Source organism: Azospirillum lipoferum (assembly GCF_024170005.1).
In the GTDB taxonomy this organism is placed as follows: Bacteria; Pseudomonadota; Alphaproteobacteria; order Azospirillales; family Azospirillaceae; genus Azospirillum; species Azospirillum lipoferum.
The window spans coordinates 145,127-167,195 of record NZ_JALJXJ010000015.1; the positions used below are offsets into that span (position 1 = coordinate 145,127).

Below are 22,069 nucleotides of genomic sequence, written 5' to 3' on the forward strand. Positions count from 1 at the left end.
TTGCGTCAGACCGACTGATAGGGGTTGAGCGGCGATGCACCGCCTTCTTCCAGGCGGCGCGGCTGGTCCACCGCCTTGCCGATCGCCGCGAACATCTCGCGCTGGTCGATCTCCATACGGCGGGTCAGGCGGCTGACGGTTTCCGCCGCACTCAGGGCGCGGCCGGTGGAGCGGTCGTGGAACAGGTTGTGATTGGCCTTCGCCGCACTGGGCAACAGGTCGGCGGCGACGGCACCCGGTGTCGATTCGGCGGCGCGGATCAGCTTCGCCGCCCCGCCGGAGCCCAGGACATAGGCCATGCGGCTTTCCGATTCGCTGGCCGGGCGGCCCAGCCGCTTTTCCAGCGCCTCGCGCCCTTCGGCCAGATACCGGGCGGCCATGCCGGCCGACAGGTCGACGTCGTGGCGCAGCTCCAGGATCTGGCGGCGGATCGCCGGATCCTTGACGCTGGACACGCCGTTGCGGACCTGGATGTGCGAGGCCAGCTCGCCCTGGCCATAGGCGGCGCCATGGCGGCGGAACAGGTCGAGCCAGGTCGATTCGAGGAACTGGAACGGGCCGGCGGCGGAGCTGCGGCTGTTCTTCGCCGCGCTGTCCAGCCCGCTTTCCTGGGTGGCCTGGGCGAGGATGGCGGTGAAGCTGTGGCCCGACAGGCCGGCGACCTGCTGCGAGGCGACCAGCACCCGCGTGGCGGCCGGATCCTCGGCGGCCACGGCCTTCACCGTTTCCGCCACCTTGGCGGAGCTTGGTGTCGGGGTTTGAACCGGAGTCCGTGTCGGTGCCGCCGGCTTCAATCCAGGCAAGGGCGCGCGCGGCGGTGCGGTTTCCCCGGCCGCGGAGTCGAAGGCCAGCAGGACCGGCGCTTCCGGCTTGGCGGCGGGAACCGGCACCGTCGTGCCGTCGGCGAGGCGGATGGGGGTGACCGGCTTAGCCGCCGGCAGCGGGACCTGGGTGCCGTCGCTCAGCAGGATCGGGGCCGTCGGCTTGGCAGTCGGCAGGGGCGGCGTCTTCTGGCCGTTCGCCGGCCGGCCGACCGGCACGGTTCCGGAACCGGGCCTGGTGGTCTGGACCAGCGTGTCGCGGAAGGACGGCTCGCCGACGGTGCCGTCGGCCAGCGTGGGGGCCAGCACCGGAGAGACGTCGGGCTTGCGCTCCGGAACGGGGGCGAGAGGGGGCTGCGCAACCTTCATGGCACACACTTCGCTGCGGACCGGCCGGGCCAGCCGGGAGAACCCCCCGCCCGTCCACGCCCGTTGAGCGTGAGCGTGGCCGGACGGGCGAAGGCACTATAGCACCGACTCGTCAGCGATGTGCGATCAACTGTGGACGCGGGGCATCGTCCTGACTGTCAGCGGAGGGCAGGTCGTCAAGATGCGGATCGTCGCGATGCGCCATGCGCGCCCAGCGGCCGATGGCGGCCAGCAGCTTGGTCTTTTCCAGCGGCTTGGCCAGATGGGCGTTCATGCCCGCCTGCAAACAGCGTTCGACCTCGATCTGCATCACGCCGGCAGTCAGGGCCAGGATGGGGATGCCGCCCACCGGGCCGGGCAGGGCACGGATGCGGCGGGTGGCCTCCAGCCCGTCCATCACCGGCATCTGCACGTCCATCAGCACGAGGTCGTAGGACTGTTCCTGCACCGCGGCCACCGCGGCGGCACCGTCGTCCACCGCATCGACATGGTGGCCCGCCTTGGTCAGCATGGTCACCGCCAGATCGCGGTTCATCGCCAGATCCTCCGCCAGAAGGATGCGGGCCCTCGTGGGGCCGAACTCGGCACCGGACAGGATGGCATTGTCGGGCTGGATCGCGGCGTTGCCGGCGGGCAGCAGCGGCAGCGAGAACCAGAAGGTGCTGCCGGAGCCGATCCGGCTTTCCATGCCGACCTCGCCGCCCATCAGTTCCACCAGCCGGCGGCAGATCGCCAGCCCCAGCCCGGTGCCGCCGCGCCCGCGTTCCAGCTGGGTGAAGCGCTGGAACAGGTCGCGCTGCCGCTCGGGGGCGATGCCGATGCCGGTGTCGGTGACGGTGAAGGTGCAGATGCGGGCACCCTTGCCGCTGTCCTCGACCGCCTTCACCGTCAGGCGGACCGAACCGCGGTCGGTGAATTTCACCGCGTTGCTGAGCAGGTTCAGCAGGATCTGGCGCAGACGGTCGGGATCGCCCATGACGAAGCCGCGGGCGGTGGCGGAGATGCTGGTCTGCAACTCCAGCCCCTTCTGTTCCGCGGCCAGCCGGACGATGGCGACGCAGCGGTCGGCCAGATCGTCCAGCCGGAAGGGCACGCTGACCAGATCGAGCCGCCCCGCCTCCAGCTTCGACAGGTCGAGCACGTCGTTGATGACGGTCAGCAGCGACCGCCCGGCATCGCGCACCTGCGAGGCGTAGCGCCGCTGTTCCGCGGTCAGCGGGGTTTCCAGCAGCATTTCCGCGAATCCGATCACCCCATTCATCGGCGTGCGGATTTCGTGGCTCATGGTGGCGAGGAATTCCTCCTTGGCGCGGCTGCCGGCGCGCGCTTCCTCCATGGCGGAACGCAATTCCTGCTCGCGCTGCTTCAGGCGGCGCGACATGTGGTTGAAGGCGTGGGAAACGACGCGGAATTCGTGGGGCGCGCGGTCCGCCTCGATCATGGTGCCGCCGCCGCCGTCGCCGATGCGGGTCGCCGCACTGCCCAGTTCCCACACCCAGCGCAGGACCGACGCCCGCAGCAGCACCCACAGGGCGGTGACGCTGACCAGCGCCGCGATGGCCAGCAGGCCCAGGCTCTGCCACAGGTCGCGCCGCGCCTCCGCCAGGATCGGGCCGGTCGGCATGCCGACGGCGAAGACGGTGTCGGTCTCGTCGGAATGGCGGAAGGCCCACAGCCGACCGCGGCCGTCGGCGCTTTCGGCGTCCAGCGTTCCGTCCTTTTCCTTCAGCATCTGCCGGACATGCGGCATCTGGCCGACGTTGCGGTTCAGCCAGCCTTCCGGATCGGGCTGGCGGGCGACGATCACGCCGTGGCGGTCCAGGACCATGACGCGGGCGTCCGGCTGCTTCAGCACCTTGACCAGATCGGTCAGCCAGGTCAGGTCCACCGCCACGCCCATCACGCGGACGATCCGCCCGTCCTCGATGATCGGGCTGGCGACGATGATCAGCGGCTTCAGCGAGCGCTTGCCGATGATGAAATCGCTGACCACCCAGCTTTTGGTGTCCAGCACGCGCTGGAAATACTCACGCTCCCGCAGCGAGATGCCGGCACCGGGGCCGGTGGTGTCGCAGATGATGTTGCCGTCGGCGTCGGTCAGCCAGACGCCGGTGGTCCAGCGGTGCTGGCGCGGCATCGGCGCCAGGGTGGCGACGCAGGCGTCGGTTTGGTCCGGCGTGGCGTTGCGGATCGCCGGCACCAGCGACAGCACGCCGAGCAGGTTGCGCGCCTCGCCGATCAGGTCGTGCTGGCGCTCCACCCCGTCGTCGGCCAGATGCAGAGCCAGTTCGCGCGCGGCGTCGATGCGGTCGTCGAGCTGCTGGTCGGCGAGGTAGAGCGCGCCCGCCAGCGGCAGCGCCAGCGAGGCCAGCACCACGCCCATCAGGCGCGCGCGCAGGCTGCGCGGGCTGAAGGCGCGGAGCAGGCGGGGCATCAGACCGGCGGGCATGGATGGATGGCTCTCCGCGGGAATGTTCGTCGACGCCCCCGAGCCTATAGCGTCGCGCGGCGCGTTGCGATGACACAGCTCAATAGCACTGGCGGGGATGCAATGTGAACAGAGCGCCGCGTAAAAAGTTGAAGAATACCAAATTTATTACCGACCATCCCGTGTGGAGGGCCGCATGACCGTATGGAGCCTCCGCGATCATTTGACGGCCGTCAAGGGCGGCGGGACGCGCTTCGGAGATGGTTCGGGCATTGCGCCGACTCCAGGTCAAGGAACCCTCCCAATGCACACGGAAAGCGAGCACAGAATCAATCCGGCACGGCCGGCCGTCTCAGGGTTAGCGGCCGCAGGTTCGGCCACCGCGGCGGCTAACCCTGAGGTGGCCGGCTGGGGAGCCGGCATCTTCCCCGGCTTGTCACGGCAGCGGGTGCGTCGCTTCATGCTGATGGCCCACCTGACGCTGGGGCTGGCGGTGGGGGCGCTGCTGGCGCTGACCGCGCTGACCGGCAGTCTGCTGGTCTTCTATGTCGACATCGACCGCATGCTGACGCCGGAACTGGTGGTGTCGGCAGGACAGGGGGAGAGCCGGGGCGATCCGGTGCCGCTGGACCACGTGGTGCAGGTTCTGCGCGAGGCCCATCCGGCGCGCAGCGGCGGCTGGCGGCTGGAGCTTCCCCATGCGCCGGATCATCCGATCATGGCCCGCTACATGAAGCCGGAGGAGACGGCGGGCAAGTCCTTCGCCCCGCTGATGGTTGCGGTGAACCCCTACAGCGGGGAGGTGCTGTCCTCCCGCTTCTGGGGCCGGACGGCGATGACCTGGATCTATGATCTGCATTACCTGCTGCTGGCTGGCGACAGCGGGCAGCTGGTGATGGCGCTGGGCGGGGTCGGCAGCCTGCTGATTCTCGCCACCGGGGTCTATCTCTGGTGGCCGGCGGCGGGAAAGTGGGGCCGGGCCTTGCAGCCCCGGCTGCGCTCCGGCTTCGTCCGGCAGGTGTTCGACATCCATGTGCTGGCGGGGGTCTACGGTCTCGTCGTCCTGCTGCCGCTGATCGTGACGGGAATCGTCATGGAGCGGCCGGACTGGGTGAAGCCGGTGGTGGAGCGGCTGTCCCCCGTGACGGCAGCGCCCGCCCTCTCCTCCGCACAGTCCTCCGCACAAGGCGGGACGGTGGTCGGGGCCGATGCGGCGCTCGCCGCGGCGCTCGCCCGCTTCCCCCGGGCCGAACCGCGCTGGGTCGAGGTGCCGGGGCAGGCCGGAGGGGCTTATCACATCCGCCTGTTCCAGGCCGGCGAGCCTGGCTGGCGCTTCCCCAAGACCAGCGTCTGGGTGAATAGCGGCGACGGCACGATCATGGATTTCCGCGATCCCACCCGCTGGACCTTCGGCGACGCCTTTTTCGGCTGGCAGCATCCGCTGCACAACGGCGAGTGCTTCGGCCTGTGCTGCCGCATCCTGGTGGCGGTGGCCGGTCTGCTGCCGGCGCTGATGCTGGCCACCGGTATCGTGCGTTGGCGCCAGAAGAAGCGGACGCGGCCGGCGCGGGGCGGCTGACAGCCGTTAAACCGCCAAGCCGTCAGACCGTCGGCCCACGGGTCAGGGGGAAGCGTTGCTTTACCCTGGCCAGCAGACCGTCGCGGACGTGACGGTAAGCTTCCAGCATGGCGTCGCGGGTGCCGTCGACCAGGGTGGGGTCGAAGGTGTTCCAGAACTCGACGTCGCAGGCCATGGTGCGCGTCATCTCGATGGCGCGGTGCTGCGCCTCTGGCGACAGCGAGACGATCAGGTCGAAATTGGTGTCTTCCAGATCCTCAAAGGTGCGGCAGCGGTGCCTGGAGATATCGATGCCGATCTCCTCCATCACCGCGACGGCGAAGGGATCGACCTCGTCGCCCTCGCGGACGCCCACCGAATCCACATAGACGCGCGCGCCGTGGTAATGGCGCATCATCGCCGCCGCCATCGGCGAACGGATCATGTTGTAGGTGCAGGCGAACAAGACGCTCGTCACCGGCAGAGGGATGAGGACCGGGGTCGCCGCCATGGCCATGCGCCGCCCGTGCCGTCAGCCGCGGATATGCAGGACGCAGATCAGCGTGAACAGCCGGCGCGCGGTCTGCAGGTCCATCTCCACCTTGCCGGCCAGCCGTTCGCGCAGCATCTCGGACCCCTCGTTGTGCAGGCCGCGGCGGCCCATGTCGATGGCTTCGATCTGCGAGGGCGTCGACCGCTTGATAGCGGCGTAATAGCTCTCGCAGATCAGGAAGTAATCGCGGACGATCGACCGGAAGCCGGTGATCGGCAGCAGCAGCCGGTCGAGTTCGCTGTTGTCCTCGCGCCGGATGTCGAAGACCAGACGGTTGTCCTCGATCGACAAATGCAGGTGGTACGGCCCATCCTCCGTGAAGTCGCACGGGCAGAACTCGTTGTCTTCAAGCAGGTCGAAGATGGCGACGGCCCGCTCATGCTCGACCTCCGGCTTGTGGCGGACGACACTCCGCTCGTCGAGCGTCACATGGGTGATGCGCCGCTTGCTCTTTGCCGTCGTCACGCCCCGCCTCCCCCGCTGTTTTTAGTCTTTATAGGCCTTAATCTTTATAGTCTGGCAGCCGCTGGGCGACGGAGCGCGCATGCGCCTCCAGCCCTTCGGCCATCGCCAGCGTCACCGCTGCCGGGCCGATGGCGCGCAGGCTGTCGGCGTCGCAGGCGACGAAGGTCGTCCGCTTCATGAAGTCCAGCACGTTGAGGCCGGAGGAGAAGCGGGCGCTGCGCGCCGTCGGCAGCACGTGGTTGGGACCGGCGACGTAATCGCCGATGGCCTCCGGCGTGTAGCGGCCGAGGAAGATGGCGCCGGCATTGCGGATCTTTGCCGTCAGCGCGTCCGGATCCTCCACCGCCAGTTCCAGATGTTCGGGCGCCAGCCGGTCGACCAGGGCCGGCGCGTCGGCCGTCAGGTCGCCAACCAGGACGATGGCGCCATGCTCCCGCCAGCTTTCCCCGGCGATCGCCGTGCGCGGCAGCGTCTCCAGATGTTTGTCCACCGCCGAGGCGACCGCGTCGGCGAAGGCGGCATCGTCGGTGATCAGGATCGACTGGGCGGAGGTGTCGTGTTCGGCCTGCGACAGCAGGTCCATGGCGATCCAGGCCGGATCGTTCTTCCCATCGGCGACCACCAGGATCTCCGATGGACCAGCGATGCTGTCGATGCCGACGAGACCGTAGACCTGCCGCTTGGCGGCGGCGACGAAGGCGTTGCCGGGGCCGACGATCTTGTCGACCGGCCGGATCGTCGCCGTGCCGTGGGCCAGCGCCGCGACCGCCTGGGCGCCGCCGATGCGGTAGATCTCGTCGATGCCGCAACGCCTGGCGGCGGCCAGCACCAATGGGTTGATCGCCCCGTCCGGCGTCGGCACCACCATGACGACGCGCTCCACGCCGGCGACCTTGGCCGGCAGGGCGTTCATCAGCACCGAGGACGGGTAGGAGGCGGTGCCGCCCGGCACATAGAGGCCGACGGCGCCGACCGGGGTCCAGCGCGCCCCCAGCCGCACGCCGGCGGCGTCGCGGTAGTCGGTGACCTCCGGGATCTGGCGGCGGTGGAAGTCCTCGATCCGCGCGGCGGCGAGGTCGAGCGCCTCCAGCGTTTCAGCGGAGCATTTCGCGGTGGCGGCGTCGATCTCGTCCCGGCCGATGCGCAGGGTGTCGGCCGTCAGGGTCTGGCGGTCCCAGCGGGCGGTGTAGTCGATCAGGGCGGCGTCGCCGCGGGTGCGCACCTGCTCGATGACACCGGCGACCAGCGTCTGGACATCCTCGCTGGCCTCGCGCTTGGCGTGCAGCAGCGCCTCGAAGCCGGCAGCGAACTCCGCGTCGCGAATATCAAGCCTGACGGGCATTCACCGCCTCCCGGAACTTGTCGATCCACTGAGAAATCTCGGCCGTCCGCGTCTTGAAGGCGGCGCGGTTGACGATCAGGCGCGAGGTGACGTCGGCGATGTGCTCAACCTCCACCAGCCCGTTGGCCTTCAGCGTCGAGCCGGTGGAGACCAGATCGACGATGCGGCGGCACAGGCCCAGCGTCGGCGCCAGCTCCATGGCGCCGTTCAGCTTGACGCATTCGGCCTGGACGCCGCGGGCAGCGAAGTGGCGCTTGGTCACCTCCGGGTATTTGGTGGCGACGCGCACATGGCTCCAGCGTGACGGATCGTCGCTCTCCAGCATCTCCGCCGGTTCGGCGACCGACAGGCGGCAGGCGCCGATGCCGAGATCGAGCGGGGCGTAGATTTCCGGATAGTCGAACTCCATCAGCACGTCGTTGCCCGCCACGCCCAGATGGGCGGCGCCGAAGGCGACGAAGGTCGCCACGTCGAAGGAGCGGACGCGGATGATGCTGAGGTTCGGCACATTGGTGGCGAAGCGCAGAAGCCGGCTCCTGTCGTCGTCGAAGGCCGGCTCCGGATGGATGCCGGCATGGCTCAGCAACGGGCGCAGCTCTTTCAGGATGCGGCCCTTGGGCAGGGCCAGCACGAGCTGATCGTCGACAGGAACCTCGGCGGCCGGCAAGCCCAGGGCGCTGGTATCGGCGGACAAAACACTCTCCTCGCATCGCTCGCCGGGGCGGTGTGGGAGCCCCGGATGAACCATCGCCGCGATAGATAGCACATTCCACGCGCCCGTCACCTGTCACTGTCGCGACGCAGAAATTTTACGGATTTTCTTTGCCTAATGAGAAATTTCACACAAGCTGAAAAAATGGGTTTGACCAAACCCCATTGAAAGAGTAGATAAAACCCATGGACGCCCCGTCGGGGCATCCCGCGGCAATTTGACTTCTGCAGCTTGCGCCGCGTCACCAAACGCTAAAGCGCCACGATACCGGTCGTGGACCTCTTCAAGAAGGAGAGACCGGAATGACTTCGCGAGTTTCCACTCCCCCCTTCGTGCGTCGGACCGCTTCCCCGGCCTGCATGATGCGTTCGGGCCTGTGTTGCCGCTGATCCCGCGGCCCAGAAACACAGCGCCCATCCCGCACATCAGCCAGTCCTGAACGCATTCGCGCCGCAGCCCCGCCTTGCCGGGGGCCAACCGCGCCCAGGGGAGAGCCTCGCCATGACCCACGCCAACGCCTATGCCATCGAAGTCCAGGGCCGTTCCGCCGGCATCGTCGTCGCCGAACGCGGCGGCTTCACCTTCTTCGTGTCCGATTGGGCTTTCCGCGATCTCGACCGCCGCGTCTTCCGCAATGTCGGACAGGCCCAGCGCGCCGCCCACCAGCATTACAGCCGGCTGCCCGACACCCGCCGCCGCTGAAGACCCCCAGGCCTTTTATAAAAGCCCACCCGATAGAATCCTGAGGAAAGCCCCCATGAAGCGTATCCTGATGTCGGTGGCCGTCGCCGCCGGCCTGCTGACCGCCGCGACCTCCGCTTTCGCCGCCCCGCTGAAGCTCGGCGTGTCGGCCGGCCCCTATGGCGAGATCCTGGAATTCACCGCCAAGCTGGCCGCCAAGGAAGGGATCGAGGCGCAGGTGATCGAGTTCACCGACTGGAACATGCCCAATGCGGCGCTCCAGGCCGGCGACATCGACGCCAACAACTTCCAGCACCAGCCCTTCCTCGACAATCAGGTGAAGCAGCGCGGTTACGACATCGTCTCCGTCGCCAAGAGCGTCGTGGTGCCGATGGGCGTCTACAGCAGCAAGGTCAAGGCGCTGGCCGACCTGAAGCCGGGGGCGTCGGTGTCGATCCCCAATGATCCCACCAACGGCGCCCGCGCCCTGTTTCTGCTGGCCAAGGCCGGCGTGATCGGGCTGAAGGACGGGGCGGGGCTGAACACCGGCATCGCCGACGTCGCCAACCCGAAGGGCATCAAGCTGGTGGAACTGGACGCCGCCCAGCTTCCGCGCTCGCTCGACGACGTGGATGCGTCGGTCATCACCCTCAACTATGCCGTGCTGGCCGGGCTGGAGCCGAAGAAGGCCCTGCTGCTGGAGGATGACCAGTCCAAGTGGAACCTGGTGTGGGCGGTCCGCAAGGATCGCATGGAAGACCCGACGATCAAGCGCTTCATTGCGCTGTATCGTTCGCCCGAAGTGCGGCAGTTTATCGAAACGCGCTTCAACGGTTCCATCATTCCGACTTGGTGAGGGGGCTGGGGGACGCTGGACGTCCCCTTTTGCCGAATAAATGATGATAACGCTAACAAACATTCGTAAGACTTACGCCGCGCGCGGCGGCGGGGCTCCGGTCCACGCGCTGGCGGACATCGACCTTTCCATCGGACGCGGCGAGGTCTTCGGGATCATCGGCCGGTCGGGCGCCGGCAAGTCCACCCTGCTGCGCACGGTCAACCTGCTGGAAAGCCCCACCTCGGGCAGCGTCACGGTGGACGGGGTGGAGATGACCGCCCTGTCGGCGGCGGAGCTGCGCAAGGCCCGCCATTCGATCGGCATGATCTTCCAGCATTTCAACCTGCTGTCCTCGCGCACCGTCTTCGACAATGTGGCGCTGCCGCTGGAACTGGCCGGCATGGCCAGGGCCGAGATCCGGAAGACGGTGGAGCCGCTGCTCGACCTCGTCGGGCTGGCCGACAAGCGCGACCGCTACCCGGCGGAACTGTCGGGCGGGCAGAAGCAGCGCGTCGGCATCGCCCGCGCGCTCGCCAGCAAGCCGAAGGTGCTGCTGTCGGACGAGGCGACCTCGGCGCTCGACCCGGAGACGACGACGCAGATCCTGCATCTGCTGGCCGACATCAACCGGCGGCTCGGCCTGACCATCGTGCTGATCACCCATGAGATCGCCGTCATCAAGGAGATCTGCCACAAGGTGGCGGTGATGGAGGGCGGCCGGGTGATCGAGCAGGGACCGGTCTTCGACATCTTCGCCCACCCGCAGCACCCGACCACCCGCAGCTTCGTCGATCCCGTCATCAACCGCGGCATCCCCGACAGCCTGCGCGGCCGGCTGTCGCCCCAGCCCGGCCTGGGGAGCAACCCGGTGCTGCGCATCACCTTCACCGGCGAGAAGGCGACCACCCCGGTCATCAGCGCGATCAGCCGCCAGCTGAACCTGGATCTGAACATCTGGCACGGCCAGATCGATGAGATCCAGGGTGCCCCCTTCGGCACGCTGGTGGTGGAGGCGCTGGGCGATCAGGCCAAGGTCGAGGCCGCCATGGCGCTGGTGAAAGAGAACAATCTGGGTGTCGAGGTGTTGGGCCATGCTCTCCCCGCAAATCATTGACCTGCTGATCAAGGGGCTGATCGACACGCTGCAGATGGTGGCGGTGTCGGGGGCCATCGGGACGCTGATCGGCCTGCCCATCGGCGTGATGCTGGCCGTCACCGGCCGGGGCGAGCTGTTGCAGAATTTCGCCTTCAACAAGGTGATGGGGGCGGTGGTCAACATGACCCGCTCCACCCCCTTCATTATCCTGGTGGTGGCGATCATCCCCTTCACCCGGCTGATCGCCGGCACCTCCATCGGCACCAACGCCGCCATCGTGCCGCTGACCGTCGCCGCCGCCCCCTTCATCGCCCGCGTGGTGGAGAATGCGGTGCGCGAGGTCGACCGCGGACTGGTCGAGGCGGCGCAGGCGATGGGCGCCACGCCCTTCCAGATCATCCGCAAGGTGCTGCTGCCGGAAGCCCTGCCTGGCATCGTCGCCGGCCTGACCCTGTCGGCGGTCAGCCTGATCGGCTATTCCGCCATGGTGGGTGCGGTCGGCGGTGGCGGCCTGGGCGATCTCGGCATCCGCTACGGCTATCAGCGCTTCCTGCCGGAGGTGATGCTGGCGGTGGTGATCGTGCTGATCGTGCTGGTGCAGATCGTCCAGTCGACGGGTGACCTGATCGCCCGCCGCGTCAACAAACGCAATCTGAAATCCTAATCCCAAAAACCTGATCCAAGAAACCCGAGGAGTGTTCGAGATGCTGCGCTTCCGTTCGCTGGCGTCATTGTTGGCCGGCGCCGCCACCATGGCCTTTGCCTTTGGCGCTTCCGCCGAGACCATCAAGGTCGGCGTCACCGCCGGTCCGCATGCCCAGATCCTGGAAGCGGTGAAGCCCATCGCCGCCAAGGACGGGCTGGACATCCAGATCCTGGAATTCACCGACTACGTCATCCCCAACCAGGCGCTGGCCGGCGGCGACCTGGACGCCAACAGCTTCCAGCACCAGCCCTATCTGGACAATCAGGTGAAGGATCGCGGTTTCGATCTGGTCAGCGTCGGCAAGACGGTGGTCTATCCGATCGGCATCTATTCCAAGAAGGTGAAGAGCCTGGAGGAACTGCCGACGGGCGCCAAGTTCGCCATCCCCAACGACCCGACCAACGGCGGCCGCGTCCTGCTGCTGTTGCAGGCCAAGGGGCTGATCAAGCTGAAGGACGGCGGTACTCTCAAGGCCTCGCCGATCGACATCGTCGAGAATCCGAAGAAGCTGGAGATCGTCGAACTGGACGCCGCCCAGCTGCCGCGCTCGCTGGACGACGTGACCGCCGCCGCCATCAACACCAACTTCGCGCTGGAGGCCGGCATCGACCCGGTCAAGGACGCCATCGCGCGTGAGTCGGCCGAGAGCCCCTATGCCAACGTCATCGCCGTGCGCAAGGCCGACAAGGACAAGCCCTGGGTCGCCAAGCTGGTGAAGGCCTACAACAGCCCCGAGGTGAAGGAATTCATCCTCACCAAGTTCAAGAACGCCGTGGTTCCGGCATTCTGAGATCTGTAAGGGCACGCCCGGCGGCGCCCAGCGCGTCGCCGAGCGTCCCACCCGGTCGTGGCCCGAACAGCCGCATCGACGGATACCAGGGCCGGCAGCCGGTGCCGAGCGCCGTCCAGTCCCCCGCCGGCCCGATCCGCCAGACCGGCACGCCGAGCGCGCCCGCCATCTCCGCCACCGACGTTCCGGCGGAGATCACCAGATCCAGTGCCGCCGTCAGGGCCGCGGCGCCGTCGAGGTCGTTTTTTAGGTCGAGCGGCGGGCGGTGGATGGCGATGCCGAAGCGCCGTTCGGCGTTGGCGAGTTCGGCTTCGCAGTCGTCATATTGCAGGTTGATCAGGCGCAGGCCGGGTAGGGTGAGGATCGGCGCCCAGTCGGTCAGCGGGGCGTAGTTGGCGTCGCGCAACGCGCTGCGCAGGCTGCTGCGCCAGCAGAGGCCGACGGTCAGGGGGCGATCGTCGCCACCTAAACCATCCAGCCAACCCCGCCACCGCTCCACCGCCGCCTCGTCCGGGCACAGCCATCCGCCCTGCTTTGCAAAGCCGTCCAATCCCCAGCCCAGCCGCAAAGGCAGCGACCCCGCCGGGACGTGGAAATCGGCATCCACCGGATCCTCCGTCGCGGCGCGCACCACCGCCAGCGGGAAGGAGCGCGCGAACAGCGCCGCCAGCCGCGGCTCGCATTCCACAATTACGCGGCTGGCGCGTGCAATCAGGTCGGGGTAGCAGGCGCTGTACATCAGCTCGTCGCCCACCCCCTGTTCGCGCCAGACCAGAACCGTCTTTCCGGTCAGGTCGCCGCCGTTCCAGGCGGGAATGCGGAAGCGCCGGTCCGGCAAGGCCCGGCCGGCGGCGAAGCGGGCCTCCAGACCGGTCCAGCCGGCGGCAAGCTCTCCCCGCGCCAGCGCTGCGTAGCCGCGGTTGAAGGCGGCGAGCGTCAAGGCCGGGTCATCCTCGACCGCTTGCCGATAGGCGGCATCGGCCTCGGCCGGCCGGCCGGCGGCGTGCAGGGCGTTGCCCTGGTTGTAGCGCCACTCCGCCCGTTCGGGCTCCAGCACCAGGGCGCGGCCCCAGCCCTTCAACGCGGCGTCGAGCCGGCCCTGGCGCTGCCGCAGGTCGGCCAGCCCAGCCCAGCCGGCGCCGGTTCCGGGGGCGAACAGGATCACCCGCCACCAAGCCAGCCCGGCGGCGGTCCCGTCGGCGGCCCGCTCCAGCGCCAGGGCGAGGTTGCCCAGCGTGCCGAGATCGCCCGGCCGGCCCCATAGCGCCAGACGCAGATAAGCCACCGCCTCCGCCGGGCGGTCTTGCGCCAGGACGGCCAATCCCAGATTGCTGACCGCCGCCGGGTCGCCGGGGCGCAGGCACAGGGCGCGGTGAGCGGTGCGCTCCGCCCCGGCGGCATGATCGGGATCGCGCAGGGCTTCGGCCGACAGGGCGGTCCAGGCCTCCGCCAAAGCGGGGTCGAGGGCGAGCGCCCGCTGGAAGAAGGGCTGGCCCGCTTCGCCCAAAGCCTGCCGCGCCAGCCCGGCATTGGTCCATAGCCCGGCATGGAAGGGGGCGAGCCGCAGGGCCGCGTCGGTCGCCTCCGCCGCCTCAGGCGCCGCCCCGCGGGACAGGCGCAGGGCGCCGAGATTGCCGAGCGCCTCGATATCGTCGGGCGCCAGCGTGGCGGCGGCCAGCCAGTCGGCTTCGGCCTTGGCCAGGGCGCCCATCTCCTGGTGGGCCTGGGCACGGCGCTTGTGGCGGTCGGCGGTCGGCTCCGCTGCGATGGCGCGGGTCAGCAGGGCGGCGGCGATGTCGGGACGGCCGGCCTGATGGCCAAGCAGGGCGTAACCCTCCAGCGCGGCCGGCACTTCGCCGCCCTGATCAAGGATGCGCTGATAGGCCTTTTCCGCTTCCGGCCAGCGGCCGCCGTCATGGAGCGCCCGCGCCTCGGCCAGCCACTCTCGGACGGGTAAAGCTGGGACGGGTAAAGCTGGGAGCAGCCGGCAAAGGTGGGCCGCCATGCGGGTCAGCACGTCCGCCAGCCTCTCGCCGGGCGTCGCGCTCCACAGCCGCATGGAGGGGAACCAGGGCCGCACGCCGCTGCCGAGCGCCGTCCAGTCGCCCGCCGGGCCGAAGCGCCAGACCGGCACGCCCAAGGCGCCCGCCATCTCGCCCACCGAACTCGCCACCGTCACCACGAGGTCGAGATTGGCGATCAGTGCCGCCACACCCTCCAGGTCGCTCTTCAGATCGGTGCCGGGCCAGCGGTGGATGCGCAGACCGAGGGCGGCTTCGGTCGCGGCGATCTCCGCCTCGCGCCCGTCATATTGCAGGGTGACCGGGATCAGGCCGGGCAGGATCAGCAGCGGCGCCCAGTCGGCGAGTGTGGTGTAGGAGGCCTTGCGCTCCCCCAGCATATTCTGGCTGCCCCAGCAGATGCCGACGCGCAGGCCCGGCCCGAGCGCCGCCAGCCGCCCGCGCCAGTCTGCCAGCCGCAGCGGATCGGGCGTCAGCCAGGACGGCCGGGCGGGGAAGTCGGCCAGCGTAGGGCGCAGCAGCCGGGGCAGCGATCCCATCGGCAGGTGGGCGTCGGCGCCTGTGGAATCAGAATTGGTGGGATTGGCCGTCTGCGCCCGCACCGTGACGCCGGGCAGGGCGCGGCCGATCAGCCCGGTCAGGCGGGGATCGACCTCGATGACCAGCGTTTCCGGCCCGAACCGTTCCACAAGGTCGGGCAGAATGGTGCCGAACATCAGCTCGTCACCCAACCCCTGCTCACGCCAGACCAGAAGACGCCCGCCGGGAGCACCATCCCAGGCCGGCAGGGAGAGGCTGCGCCCGGCCGATACCCGGCGGGAGGCGAAGCGCGCCTCATATTCCTGCCAGCCCTCCGCCAGCCGGCCCCGGCCGAGCAGCCGCAGGGCGAGGTTCCAGCGGGCGAGCGCGAAGCCGGGGGCGTGGATCAGCGCCTGGGCATAGAGCGACTCCGCCTCCTCGCCGCGCCCCTGCGCCTCGCGCAGCAGGGCGAGATTCACCATCGTCTCGGCATCGTCGGGGGCAAGCCGCAGGGACTCCAGGTGCGCCGCCTCGGCCTCGGCGCTGCGGCCGGTCTCCTTCAGCACGACGCCGAGATTGGTCAGGGCGGTGGCATGGCCGGGATCGAGCCGCAGGGCGTGGCGCAGCGCCGTTTCCGCCTGCGCATAGTCGTCCTGCGCCCGCAGCAGGGTGCCGAGATTGGCCCAGGCCTCGGCATAGCCGGCATTCAGGTCCAGGGCGCGGCGGTAATGGACGGCGGCCTCCGCCAGCCGGTTCTGCTCCTGCAAGGCGCTGCCCAGGCTGTTGTGCGCCTCCGCATAGGCTTCGCGCAGGGCGAGCGCCCGGCGGTATTCCGCCTCCGCCTCCGCCAGCCGGCCCAGCGCGTGGAGGGCAAGGCCGAGGTTGGCGTGCTGTTCCGCCATACCGGGGCGGCGGGCGATGGCCTGTCCGATCAGATGGACCGCCTCGTCCTCCAGGCCGCGCTGGTGGTGCAGCACGCCCAGCAGGTGCAGAGCATCGGCATTCCGGCCGTCGGCGGCCAGCATGGCGCGATAGGTGTGCTCCGCCCCGTCCAGATTGCCGGCGCGGTGGTAGGCCAGCGCCTCGCGCAGGAGGGTGGCCAATCTGGCGGAGGGTCTGGCGGGGTCGGCGGAGGGCGGCATGGGGCGGTGGCCGGATCGGGAGGGACGCAGCGTCTCGATAGCATGAGTCCGCCGGATGACGCCCAGGCAAAATCTCACAAGCAATTAAGAGGGCTGGTGTGATGCTCTTCAATCTGTATACTTTCGTTCAATTCGGCTTCTTTGACCGATTTCCATCCAAAAGGCGTATATCTTGGGTAAGACTGCAATCATCGTCGACGACAGCAAGCTTTCGCGCATGCATGTGCGGGCAATGGTCTTGCGCAACAAGCCCGACTGGGCGGTGGTCGAGGCTGCGAACGGCGACGAACTCTTCAGGATTTTGCAGGACACGCCGGTCGATGTTGCGATCATCGATTACAACATGCCCGGCGACAATGGCGTGGAGACCGCGGCGAAGCTGCGCCAAAGCCACCCGGACGTCCACATCGCCATCATCACCGCCAATGCCCAGGATGCGGTGGTGTCCGGTATCCGCGCGGTCGGCGCCGCCTTCATGCCGAAGCCGCTGGAAGAGGAGCAGGTCACCCGCTTCCTGAACTCCACCGCCCTGCCGCCACGCCGCTCCACCCAGGCCGCGCCGGAGTGAGCGGCCCCAGCCAAGAGAACAGGCCATGCTGAGCGATCTGGAGCGCGACGCGCTGGCCGAACTGGGCAACATCGGTATCGGCCGGGCATCGACGGCGCTCGGCCGCATGCTGGGCGGGCTGGTGACCCTGTCGGTCCCGACGGTGGAGATGGTGCCGCCGGACGCGGTGGCCAGGCTGCTGGACCGGGCGCTGATACCGCCGCTGGTCGGCATCTCGGAAACGCTGGGCGGCCTGTTCTCGGGATGCGCCCTGCTGGTCTTCCCCCAGGCCGGCAGCCTGCCGCTGGTGCGCGCCGCCCTGCCGCCCGACGTTGCGGCCGAGGATGCACCGGCGCTGGAGGACGAGGTGCTGGCGGAACTGGGCAACGTCGTGCTGAACAGCGCGCTGGCTCAGATCGCCAACCTGCTGGGCGAACCGGTCGAAACCGGACTGCCGGCGGTGTTCCGCGGCGGTGCGGCGGAGATCCTGCGGGGCTGTTCGGGGGCGGTTCCGACCGTGGAGGGGGTGGTGGAGGGTGCGGCCGTGCTGTTCCACATCGACCTGCGCACCAGCCTGCCCAGGGGAGATGGGGGCGGCGACGGAGGCAATGATGGGGGCGGGGTTGGCGGGCGGGTCGTCCTGCTGCTCGACGCCGGCTCCGCGGGGACGCTTCAGGCGACGCTGGGCCGCTATATCGGGCGGCTGGTCGCGTAACGGCAACAAGAAGAACCGGCTGGAAGGGCGCGGAAGGACCATGGCACTCATCAAAAAGACCAAGATCGACACGGCGCGCACCGCCCGGACCAGGCCCGGTGCCGCCGAGGCCGCCGAAGAGGGGCTGGAGCGGTCCGCTGCCGAGGCCGCCATCGCGCCCGCCGTCTCTGCTGCTGCCGTTGCGCCTGGCGCGCCGCAGCGCCGCCGGGCACGCGCCGATTCGCGCCGTCGGCAGGCCGCCAGCGGCATCGCCGCCGCCTCCACCGAACTGGCGAGCGGCGTCACCCAGGCGGCGGCGGCGGCGGAGCAACTGCGCCGGGCGATGGAGCGGATCGCTGCCGGGGCCGAGGAATCGGCCGGTGCCACCCAGCAGAGCCAGCGCATGATCGGCCGCGCGTCGGAGCTGCTGACCCGCTCGCGCGGCACGGCGGAGCAGGCGGTGCTGCGGGTCGAAGCCTTGCAGGTGACGCTGAAGGATGTCAGCGGCCAGATCCTGTCTTCCATCGACGGCATCGTCCGCGCTGCCGAACGGCAGGAGGCTTCCGTCAGGCTGGTCCGCGACCTGGAGGCCCGGGCGCAGGAGATCGGCGCCATCGTGCAGAGCGTCGCCGCCATCGCCGACCAGACCAATCTGCTGGCGCTGAACGCCGCCATTGAGGCGGCACGGGCGGGGGAGGCCGGCAAGGGTTTCGCCGTCGTCGCCGACGAGGTGCAGGCGCTGGCCGAACGGTCGGAACGCAGCGCCAACGACATCCAGGCGATGGTCGCGGAAATCCAGGAGGCTGTCGCGGCGATCGCCGCCGGCATCGTCGCCTCGTCCGACGCCGCCAAGGCGGAGGTGGAGCGCGGGCGCGAGATCGTCCGGCAGTTGGAGGGCGTGCGGTCGGACATGACCACCATCGTCCAGGGCGCGCAGGAGACCATCCGTGCCGCCGTCGAGGCCGATCAGGCCGCGCGCGAGGCGCTGCGCGGGGCGGAGACCATCGCCGCCAGCGCCGAGGAGCAGTCCGCCGCCGCCGAGGAGGCGCTGAGGACCGCTGGCGAGCAGGCCCTCGCCCTGGCCCAGAGCCAGCGCGCCGCCGGCCAGCTGTCCGAACTGGCCGAGGATCTGGAAGGCACCGCCGATCTCGCCGCCACCGCCGACGAACTGGCATCGGCTGCCGAGGAGCTGTCGGCCGCCATCGAGGAGATCAACCGGGGGGCGGCCCAGATCATGACCGCCATCGGCCAGATCTCCGCCGGGGCGCAGTCGCAGAGCGCCGCCACCCACCAGCTGGCCTCGGCCATTGCCGAGATCGACGCCGCGGCGACGCTGGCCGCCGGCAGGGCCGGCGAGTCGGTGGAACGCTGCACCGCGATGGAGGGGCTGCTGGGCGAGACCCGCGACACCGTCGACCGGCTGGCCGACGGCGTGCTGGAGGCGGTGGAGTCCGCCCGCCGGGCAGGCGATCGGCTGGACGCGCTGGAGCGGATCGGCCGGCGCATCGACAAGGTGGTGGACGCCATCGCCATCGTCGCCATCCAGACCGGCATGCTGGCGGTCAGCGGCTCCATCGAAGCGGCACGGTCGGGGGAGTTCGGCCGCGGCTTCACCGTGGTCAGCGGCGACATCCGCAAGCTGGCCGGCGACAGCGCAGACAGTGCCGAACGGGTGAAGGACATCGTCCGCGACATCCAGGACCAGATGATGCGGGTGCGCCGCGACGTGGAGGAGGTATCGGCGACGGCGGTGACGGAGATCGCCCGCCACCGCGCCTTCGGCGTCACCCTGACCGCCGGCGCGCAGGAACTGCGGGTGGTCACCGCCGGCAGCCGCGAGATCCTGGACGCCGCCACCGAGACCACCAACGCCCTGCGCGAGACCCGCGTCGGGGTGGAGCAGGTGGCCGCCGCCGCCGCCGCCGCGAACCTCGCCGGTTCCGAAGCCGCCAAGGCCGCGCGGGAACAGGCGAAGGGGGCCGAAGAGCTGGCGTCGGCGATCGAGGAGATCGCGGCGATGGCCGACAGCCTGCTGGGCGCGGTTTGACCGCCGTGGCCGGGGACGCGGCAGGCCAGGGGGATGGCGGGGGGGACGGCAGCGCCCTCGCCTTCGTCACGGTGATGGTCAGCGAGCTGCGGCTCGCCCTGCCGCTGGCGGCGGTCCGCGCGGTGATCCGGCTGCCGGAGCTGGTGCGCATCCCACTCGGGCCGCCCAGCCTGGACGGGCTGGCGCAGTGGCATGGCGAGGCCGTGCCGGTGCTCGACCTTGGGAAGGCACTGGGGGCCGGAGCATTGGACCGGCAGGGCGGAGTACCCGCCACGCGGGAGACGCGCGTGGTGCTGGTCGGGCATCGCGGCCAGCCGGTGGGGCTGCGGGTGGACGCCATGGCCGGCATCCTGCGCACCGATCCCGACCGCATCGACCCGGTGACGCAGGAGGAGGGCGGGCTCGACCCCGTCCTGCTGGACGGTCTGCTGCGCGACGGCCCGGCCACCATCCTGAAGCTGGACACGCTGATCGACCGCCAGTTCGGTGACGGGGCCGAGGCGGAGCGGGCTGATCGGGGAGCCGCTGCGGTCGGCTTAGGACCAGCGACGGTCAGGGAGACGGCGTCGGCGGTCGGGCTCGACCGGCAGACCCTGCTGGTGTTCGGGGTCGCCGGGCAGGAATTCGCCCTGCCGGTGGACCGGGTGCGCGAGATTCTGCCGGCCCCGAGCGAGGTCGCCCGCATGGCGCGGGCCAAGGCGCATCTGCTGGGGGTGATGGCGGTGCGCGACCGGCTGCTGCCTCTGGTGGGATTGCGCGCCCTGTTCGGGCTGGACACGGCCGGCGAACAGGCCGCCGGTCGCCGCGTCGTCGTGGTGCGCTCCGGCCTTGGGACATCCAGAGGCGGGCAGGCGCCGGTCGGGGTGCTGGTGGACGAGGTGCGCGAGATCCTGCGGCTCGACCCGGCGCTGATCGACCCGGTGCCGCCGCTGCTGGCCCGCGAGCCGGAGTTCGAGGATCTGGACGGCATCGCCAGAGCGGATGGCGGGAACGGCGGTGGACGGCGGCTGGTCTCGGTTCTTTCGGCGGAGCGGCTGTTCCGCCACGGCGCGGCGCTCGCCGCCGATGCGGGCGGGGAGGGAAACGGGATGGAACCGGTGCTGCCTGCGGAGGGGTACGGGGGTGGGGAACGCTTCGTCGTCTTCCGCCTCGCCGGGGCGGAATACGGCCTGCCGGTATCCGCCGTGCGCGAGGTGCTGCGCCGGCCCGACAGCATCACGCCGCTTCCCAACGCGCCCGACTTCGTCGCCGGTGTTCTGACCTTGCGCGGCGAGGTGCTGCCGCTGATCGACCAGCGCCGGCTGCTGAACCTGCCGGCCGCCGTGGCCAACTCGGCTTCCGGGCTGGAACGCGGGCGGGTGGTGGTGGTCGGGCGCGACGGGCTGCTGGTTGGGTTGCTGGTGGACGGGCTGTCCGGCCTGCTGGCGGTCCCGGCGGAACGGATCGGTCCGGCCCCGGCGGTGTCGGCGGCGCAGCGGCGGCTGATCCGCCGGGTGGCGACGCTGGACTCCGCGGCCGGCGCCCGCCTGATCCTGCTGATGGACGCGGACAGCCTGCTCGACATGGACCGGCTGGCCGACCTGTTCGTTACCCCGCAATGATCGTTGGAGGGGGGACGGCGTGCTGACGGTCCTGGTGGTCGACGATTCCGCATTGATGCGCCGGCGCATCGCGGATCTGCTCGGCGAGGCTGGATTCCGGGTAGAGACCGCCGCGACGGGGGAGGAGGCCCTGGCCCGCCTGCCGGTCGTCGACCCGGACGTGGTGACGCTGGACATTACCATGCCCGGCATGGACGGGCTGACCTGCCTTGCCCGCATCATGGTGGAGCATCCCAAGCCGGTCGTCATGGTCTCCGCCCTCACCGGGGCGGGGGCGGAGGAGACGCTGGAGGCCTTGCGGCTGGGTGCGGTGGAGGCGGTGCAGAAGCCGGCCGCCGGCTCCATCGGCCGCATCGGCGAGGAACTGGTGGAGACGGTGCGCGCCGCCGCATCCTCCCGCCCGCGCCGGGTACGGGGGCTGCGCGAGCGGCTGCGGCTGGCCCGTGCCCGCATCGCCGGAGAGGATTTCGTGTCATCCGAGGCGTTGCAGCCGGCGGTGTCGGCCGCGGGCGTGGCGGTGGGCGGCGAGGGCGAGGGGGTGGTGCTGGTCGGCGTCTCCACCGGTGGTCCCAGCACGCTGGAGGACATCCTGCCGCTGCTGCCGGCCGGCTTCCCCTGGCCGGTGGTGGTGGCGCAGCATATGCCGGTCGCCTTCACCGCGACGCTGGCCCGCCGTTTGGACGAGCTGTGCGCCCTGCGGGTGGTGGAGGTGGAGCGGGCGACGGTGCTGGAGCCGGGCATGATCTGCATCGCCCGCGGCGGCGCCGACGTGGAGCTGGCGCGGCGCGGCGGGCGGTTGCAGGCGGTCAGCGTCCCGGCTTCGCCCGACCGGCCCTGGCACCCCAATGCCGACCGGCTGGTGACCAGCGCCCTGCGGCTGCTGCCGCCGGAGCGGCTGGTGGGCGTGCTGCTGACCGGGATGGGCAATGACGGGGCGGTATCGATGACGGAACTTCACGCCCGCGGCGGCCGCACCGTCGCGGAGTCGGAGGACAGCGCCGTCGTCTTCGGCATGCCGCAGGAGCTGATCCGGCGCGGCGGGGCCAATATCGTGCTGCCGTCGGACCGGATCGCCGGCCAGCTGACCCGCTGGCTGATGCCTGCCCCCCGGCGGGCCGGAATTGGGTAAGGCCGGAATA

At 70.0% G+C, this 22,069-nt stretch carries 18 protein-coding genes; 11 read left to right on the forward strand and 7 right to left on the reverse strand.

The window, feature by feature from the left end:
• Positions 1-5: 5 nt before the first annotated feature.
• The gene (locus tag J2848_RS28495) at positions 6-1,190 is read right to left on the reverse strand and encodes a lysozyme family protein (protein ID WP_149233913.1); all 1,185 of its coding nucleotides are present in this window, start codon (positions 1,188-1,190) and stop codon (positions 6-8) included.
• Between the two features lie 112 nt (positions 1,191-1,302).
• Positions 1,303-3,639 (reverse strand): hybrid sensor histidine kinase/response regulator, encoded by a 2,337-nt coding sequence (locus J2848_RS28500; protein ID WP_246194189.1) that lies wholly within the window; start codon positions 3,637-3,639, stop codon positions 1,303-1,305.
• Positions 3,640-4,018: 379 nt separating this feature from the next.
• Between J2848_RS28500 and J2848_RS28505 the strand changes: the two genes are divergently transcribed.
• The gene (locus J2848_RS28505; protein ID WP_246194187.1) at positions 4,019-5,197 is read left to right on the forward strand and encodes a PepSY-associated TM helix domain-containing protein; all 1,179 of its coding nucleotides are present in this window, start codon (positions 4,019-4,021) and stop codon (positions 5,195-5,197) included.
• 22 nt (positions 5,198-5,219) lie between these two features.
• Here the strand turns inward: J2848_RS28505 and J2848_RS28510 are convergent, their stop codons facing one another.
• The 4 genes from J2848_RS28510 to hisG are packed head-to-tail and all read right to left on the reverse strand — an operon-like array spanning position 5,220 to position 8,230.
• The gene (locus J2848_RS28510; protein ID WP_149233912.1) at positions 5,220-5,693 is read right to left on the reverse strand and encodes an arsenate-mycothiol transferase ArsC; all 474 of its coding nucleotides are present in this window, start codon (positions 5,691-5,693) and stop codon (positions 5,220-5,222) included.
• A 15-nt stretch (positions 5,694-5,708) separates the two neighbouring features.
• Positions 5,709-6,194 carry a UPF0262 family protein gene (locus J2848_RS28515; RefSeq protein WP_149233911.1) on the reverse strand — a complete coding sequence of 162 codons (486 nt, stop codon included), beginning with the start codon at positions 6,192-6,194 and terminating at the stop codon, positions 5,709-5,711.
• A 37-nt stretch (positions 6,195-6,231) separates the two neighbouring features.
• Positions 6,232-7,536: a histidinol dehydrogenase gene (gene hisD / locus J2848_RS28520; RefSeq protein WP_149233910.1), complete on the reverse strand. Its 1,305-nt coding sequence runs from the start codon at positions 7,534-7,536 to the stop codon at positions 6,232-6,234.
• Entirely contained in the window at positions 7,520-8,230 is a 711-nt protein-coding gene (gene hisG / locus J2848_RS28525) for an ATP phosphoribosyltransferase (RefSeq protein WP_412506753.1), read from the reverse strand. The genes hisD and hisG overlap by 17 nt, the downstream gene beginning before the upstream one ends.
• A gap of 519 nt (positions 8,231-8,749) precedes the next feature.
• On the opposite strand from hisG, the gene J2848_RS28530 reads away from it, so the two are divergent.
• Genes J2848_RS28530 through J2848_RS28550 form a run of 5 tightly spaced genes read left to right on the forward strand, consistent with a single transcriptional unit; the run spans position 8,750 to position 12,359 of the window.
• Positions 8,750-8,950, forward strand: coding sequence for a hypothetical protein (locus J2848_RS28530; RefSeq protein WP_149198674.1), 201 nt, complete (start codon positions 8,750-8,752; stop codon positions 8,948-8,950).
• Between the two features lie 55 nt (positions 8,951-9,005).
• On the forward strand, positions 9,006-9,785 hold the full coding sequence (locus J2848_RS28535; protein WP_149233909.1) for a MetQ/NlpA family ABC transporter substrate-binding protein: 780 nt from the start codon (positions 9,006-9,008) through the stop codon (positions 9,783-9,785).
• Positions 9,786-9,828: 43 nt separating this feature from the next.
• Entirely contained in the window at positions 9,829-10,881 is a 1,053-nt protein-coding gene (locus J2848_RS28540) for a methionine ABC transporter ATP-binding protein (protein ID WP_149233908.1), read from the forward strand.
• Positions 10,859-11,527: a methionine ABC transporter permease gene (locus J2848_RS28545; protein ID WP_042695118.1), complete on the forward strand. Its 669-nt coding sequence runs from the start codon at positions 10,859-10,861 to the stop codon at positions 11,525-11,527. The genes J2848_RS28540 and J2848_RS28545 overlap by 23 nt, the downstream gene beginning before the upstream one ends.
• 40 nt (positions 11,528-11,567) lie before the next feature.
• Positions 11,568-12,359, forward strand: a complete 792-nt coding sequence (locus tag J2848_RS28550) for a MetQ/NlpA family ABC transporter substrate-binding protein (protein ID WP_149233907.1) — start codon at positions 11,568-11,570, stop codon at positions 12,357-12,359.
• On the opposite strand, the gene J2848_RS28555 is transcribed toward J2848_RS28550, so the two are convergent.
• Positions 12,331-16,002, reverse strand: coding sequence for a tetratricopeptide repeat protein (locus J2848_RS28555; RefSeq protein ID WP_246194183.1), 3,672 nt, complete (start codon positions 16,000-16,002; stop codon positions 12,331-12,333). The two genes, J2848_RS28550 and J2848_RS28555, sit on opposite strands and share 29 nt — an antisense overlap.
• A 211-nt stretch (positions 16,003-16,213) precedes the next feature.
• On the opposite strand from J2848_RS28555, the gene J2848_RS28560 reads away from it, so the two are divergent.
• The 5 genes from J2848_RS28560 to cheB are packed head-to-tail and all read left to right on the forward strand — an operon-like array spanning position 16,214 to position 22,059.
• Positions 16,214-16,609 (forward strand): response regulator transcription factor, encoded by a 396-nt coding sequence (locus J2848_RS28560; RefSeq protein WP_149233905.1) that lies wholly within the window; start codon positions 16,214-16,216, stop codon positions 16,607-16,609.
• A 25-nt stretch (positions 16,610-16,634) separates the two neighbouring features.
• On the forward strand, positions 16,635-17,303 hold the full coding sequence (locus J2848_RS28565) for a chemotaxis protein CheC (protein ID WP_149233904.1): 669 nt from the start codon (positions 16,635-16,637) through the stop codon (positions 17,301-17,303).
• 40 nt (positions 17,304-17,343) lie between these two features.
• Positions 17,344-19,329: a methyl-accepting chemotaxis protein gene (locus J2848_RS28570; protein ID WP_149233903.1), complete on the forward strand. Its 1,986-nt coding sequence runs from the start codon at positions 17,344-17,346 to the stop codon at positions 19,327-19,329.
• Between the two features lie 5 nt (positions 19,330-19,334).
• Entirely contained in the window at positions 19,335-20,930 is a 1,596-nt protein-coding gene (locus J2848_RS28575; RefSeq protein ID WP_246194182.1) for a chemotaxis protein CheW, read from the forward strand.
• 19 nt (positions 20,931-20,949) lie between these two features.
• The gene (cheB, locus tag J2848_RS28580) at positions 20,950-22,059 is read left to right on the forward strand and encodes a chemotaxis-specific protein-glutamate methyltransferase CheB (protein WP_149233902.1); all 1,110 of its coding nucleotides are present in this window, start codon (positions 20,950-20,952) and stop codon (positions 22,057-22,059) included.
• The last annotated feature ends 10 nt before the right edge of the window (positions 22,060-22,069 follow it).

Coding starts and splice junctions, on each gene's coding strand:
- J2848_RS28535 (WP_149233909.1), top strand. CDS start 9,006: ATGAAGCGTATCCTGATGTCGGTGGCCGTCGCCGCCGGCCTGCTGACC.
- J2848_RS28550 (WP_149233907.1), top strand. CDS start 11,568: ATGCTGCGCTTCCGTTCGCTGGCGTCATTGTTGGCCGGCGCCGCCACC.
- J2848_RS28530 (WP_149198674.1), top strand. CDS start 8,750: ATGACCCACGCCAACGCCTATGCCATCGAAGTCCAGGGCCGTTCCGCC.
- J2848_RS28565 (WP_149233904.1), top strand. CDS start 16,635: ATGCTGAGCGATCTGGAGCGCGACGCGCTGGCCGAACTGGGCAACATC.
- J2848_RS28540 (WP_149233908.1), top strand. CDS start 9,829: ATGATAACGCTAACAAACATTCGTAAGACTTACGCCGCGCGCGGCGGC.
- J2848_RS28500 (WP_246194189.1), bottom strand. CDS start 3,639: ATGCCCGCCGGTCTGATGCCCCGCCTGCTCCGCGCCTTCAGCCCGCGC.
- J2848_RS28570 (WP_149233903.1), top strand. CDS start 17,344: ATGGCACTCATCAAAAAGACCAAGATCGACACGGCGCGCACCGCCCGG.
- J2848_RS28495 (WP_149233913.1), bottom strand. CDS start 1,190: ATGAAGGTTGCGCAGCCCCCTCTCGCCCCCGTTCCGGAGCGCAAGCCC.
- hisD (WP_149233910.1), bottom strand. CDS start 7,536: ATGCCCGTCAGGCTTGATATTCGCGACGCGGAGTTCGCTGCCGGCTTC.
- J2848_RS28510 (WP_149233912.1), bottom strand. CDS start 5,693: ATGGCCATGGCGGCGACCCCGGTCCTCATCCCTCTGCCGGTGACGAGC.
- J2848_RS28545 (WP_042695118.1), top strand. CDS start 10,859: ATGCTCTCCCCGCAAATCATTGACCTGCTGATCAAGGGGCTGATCGAC.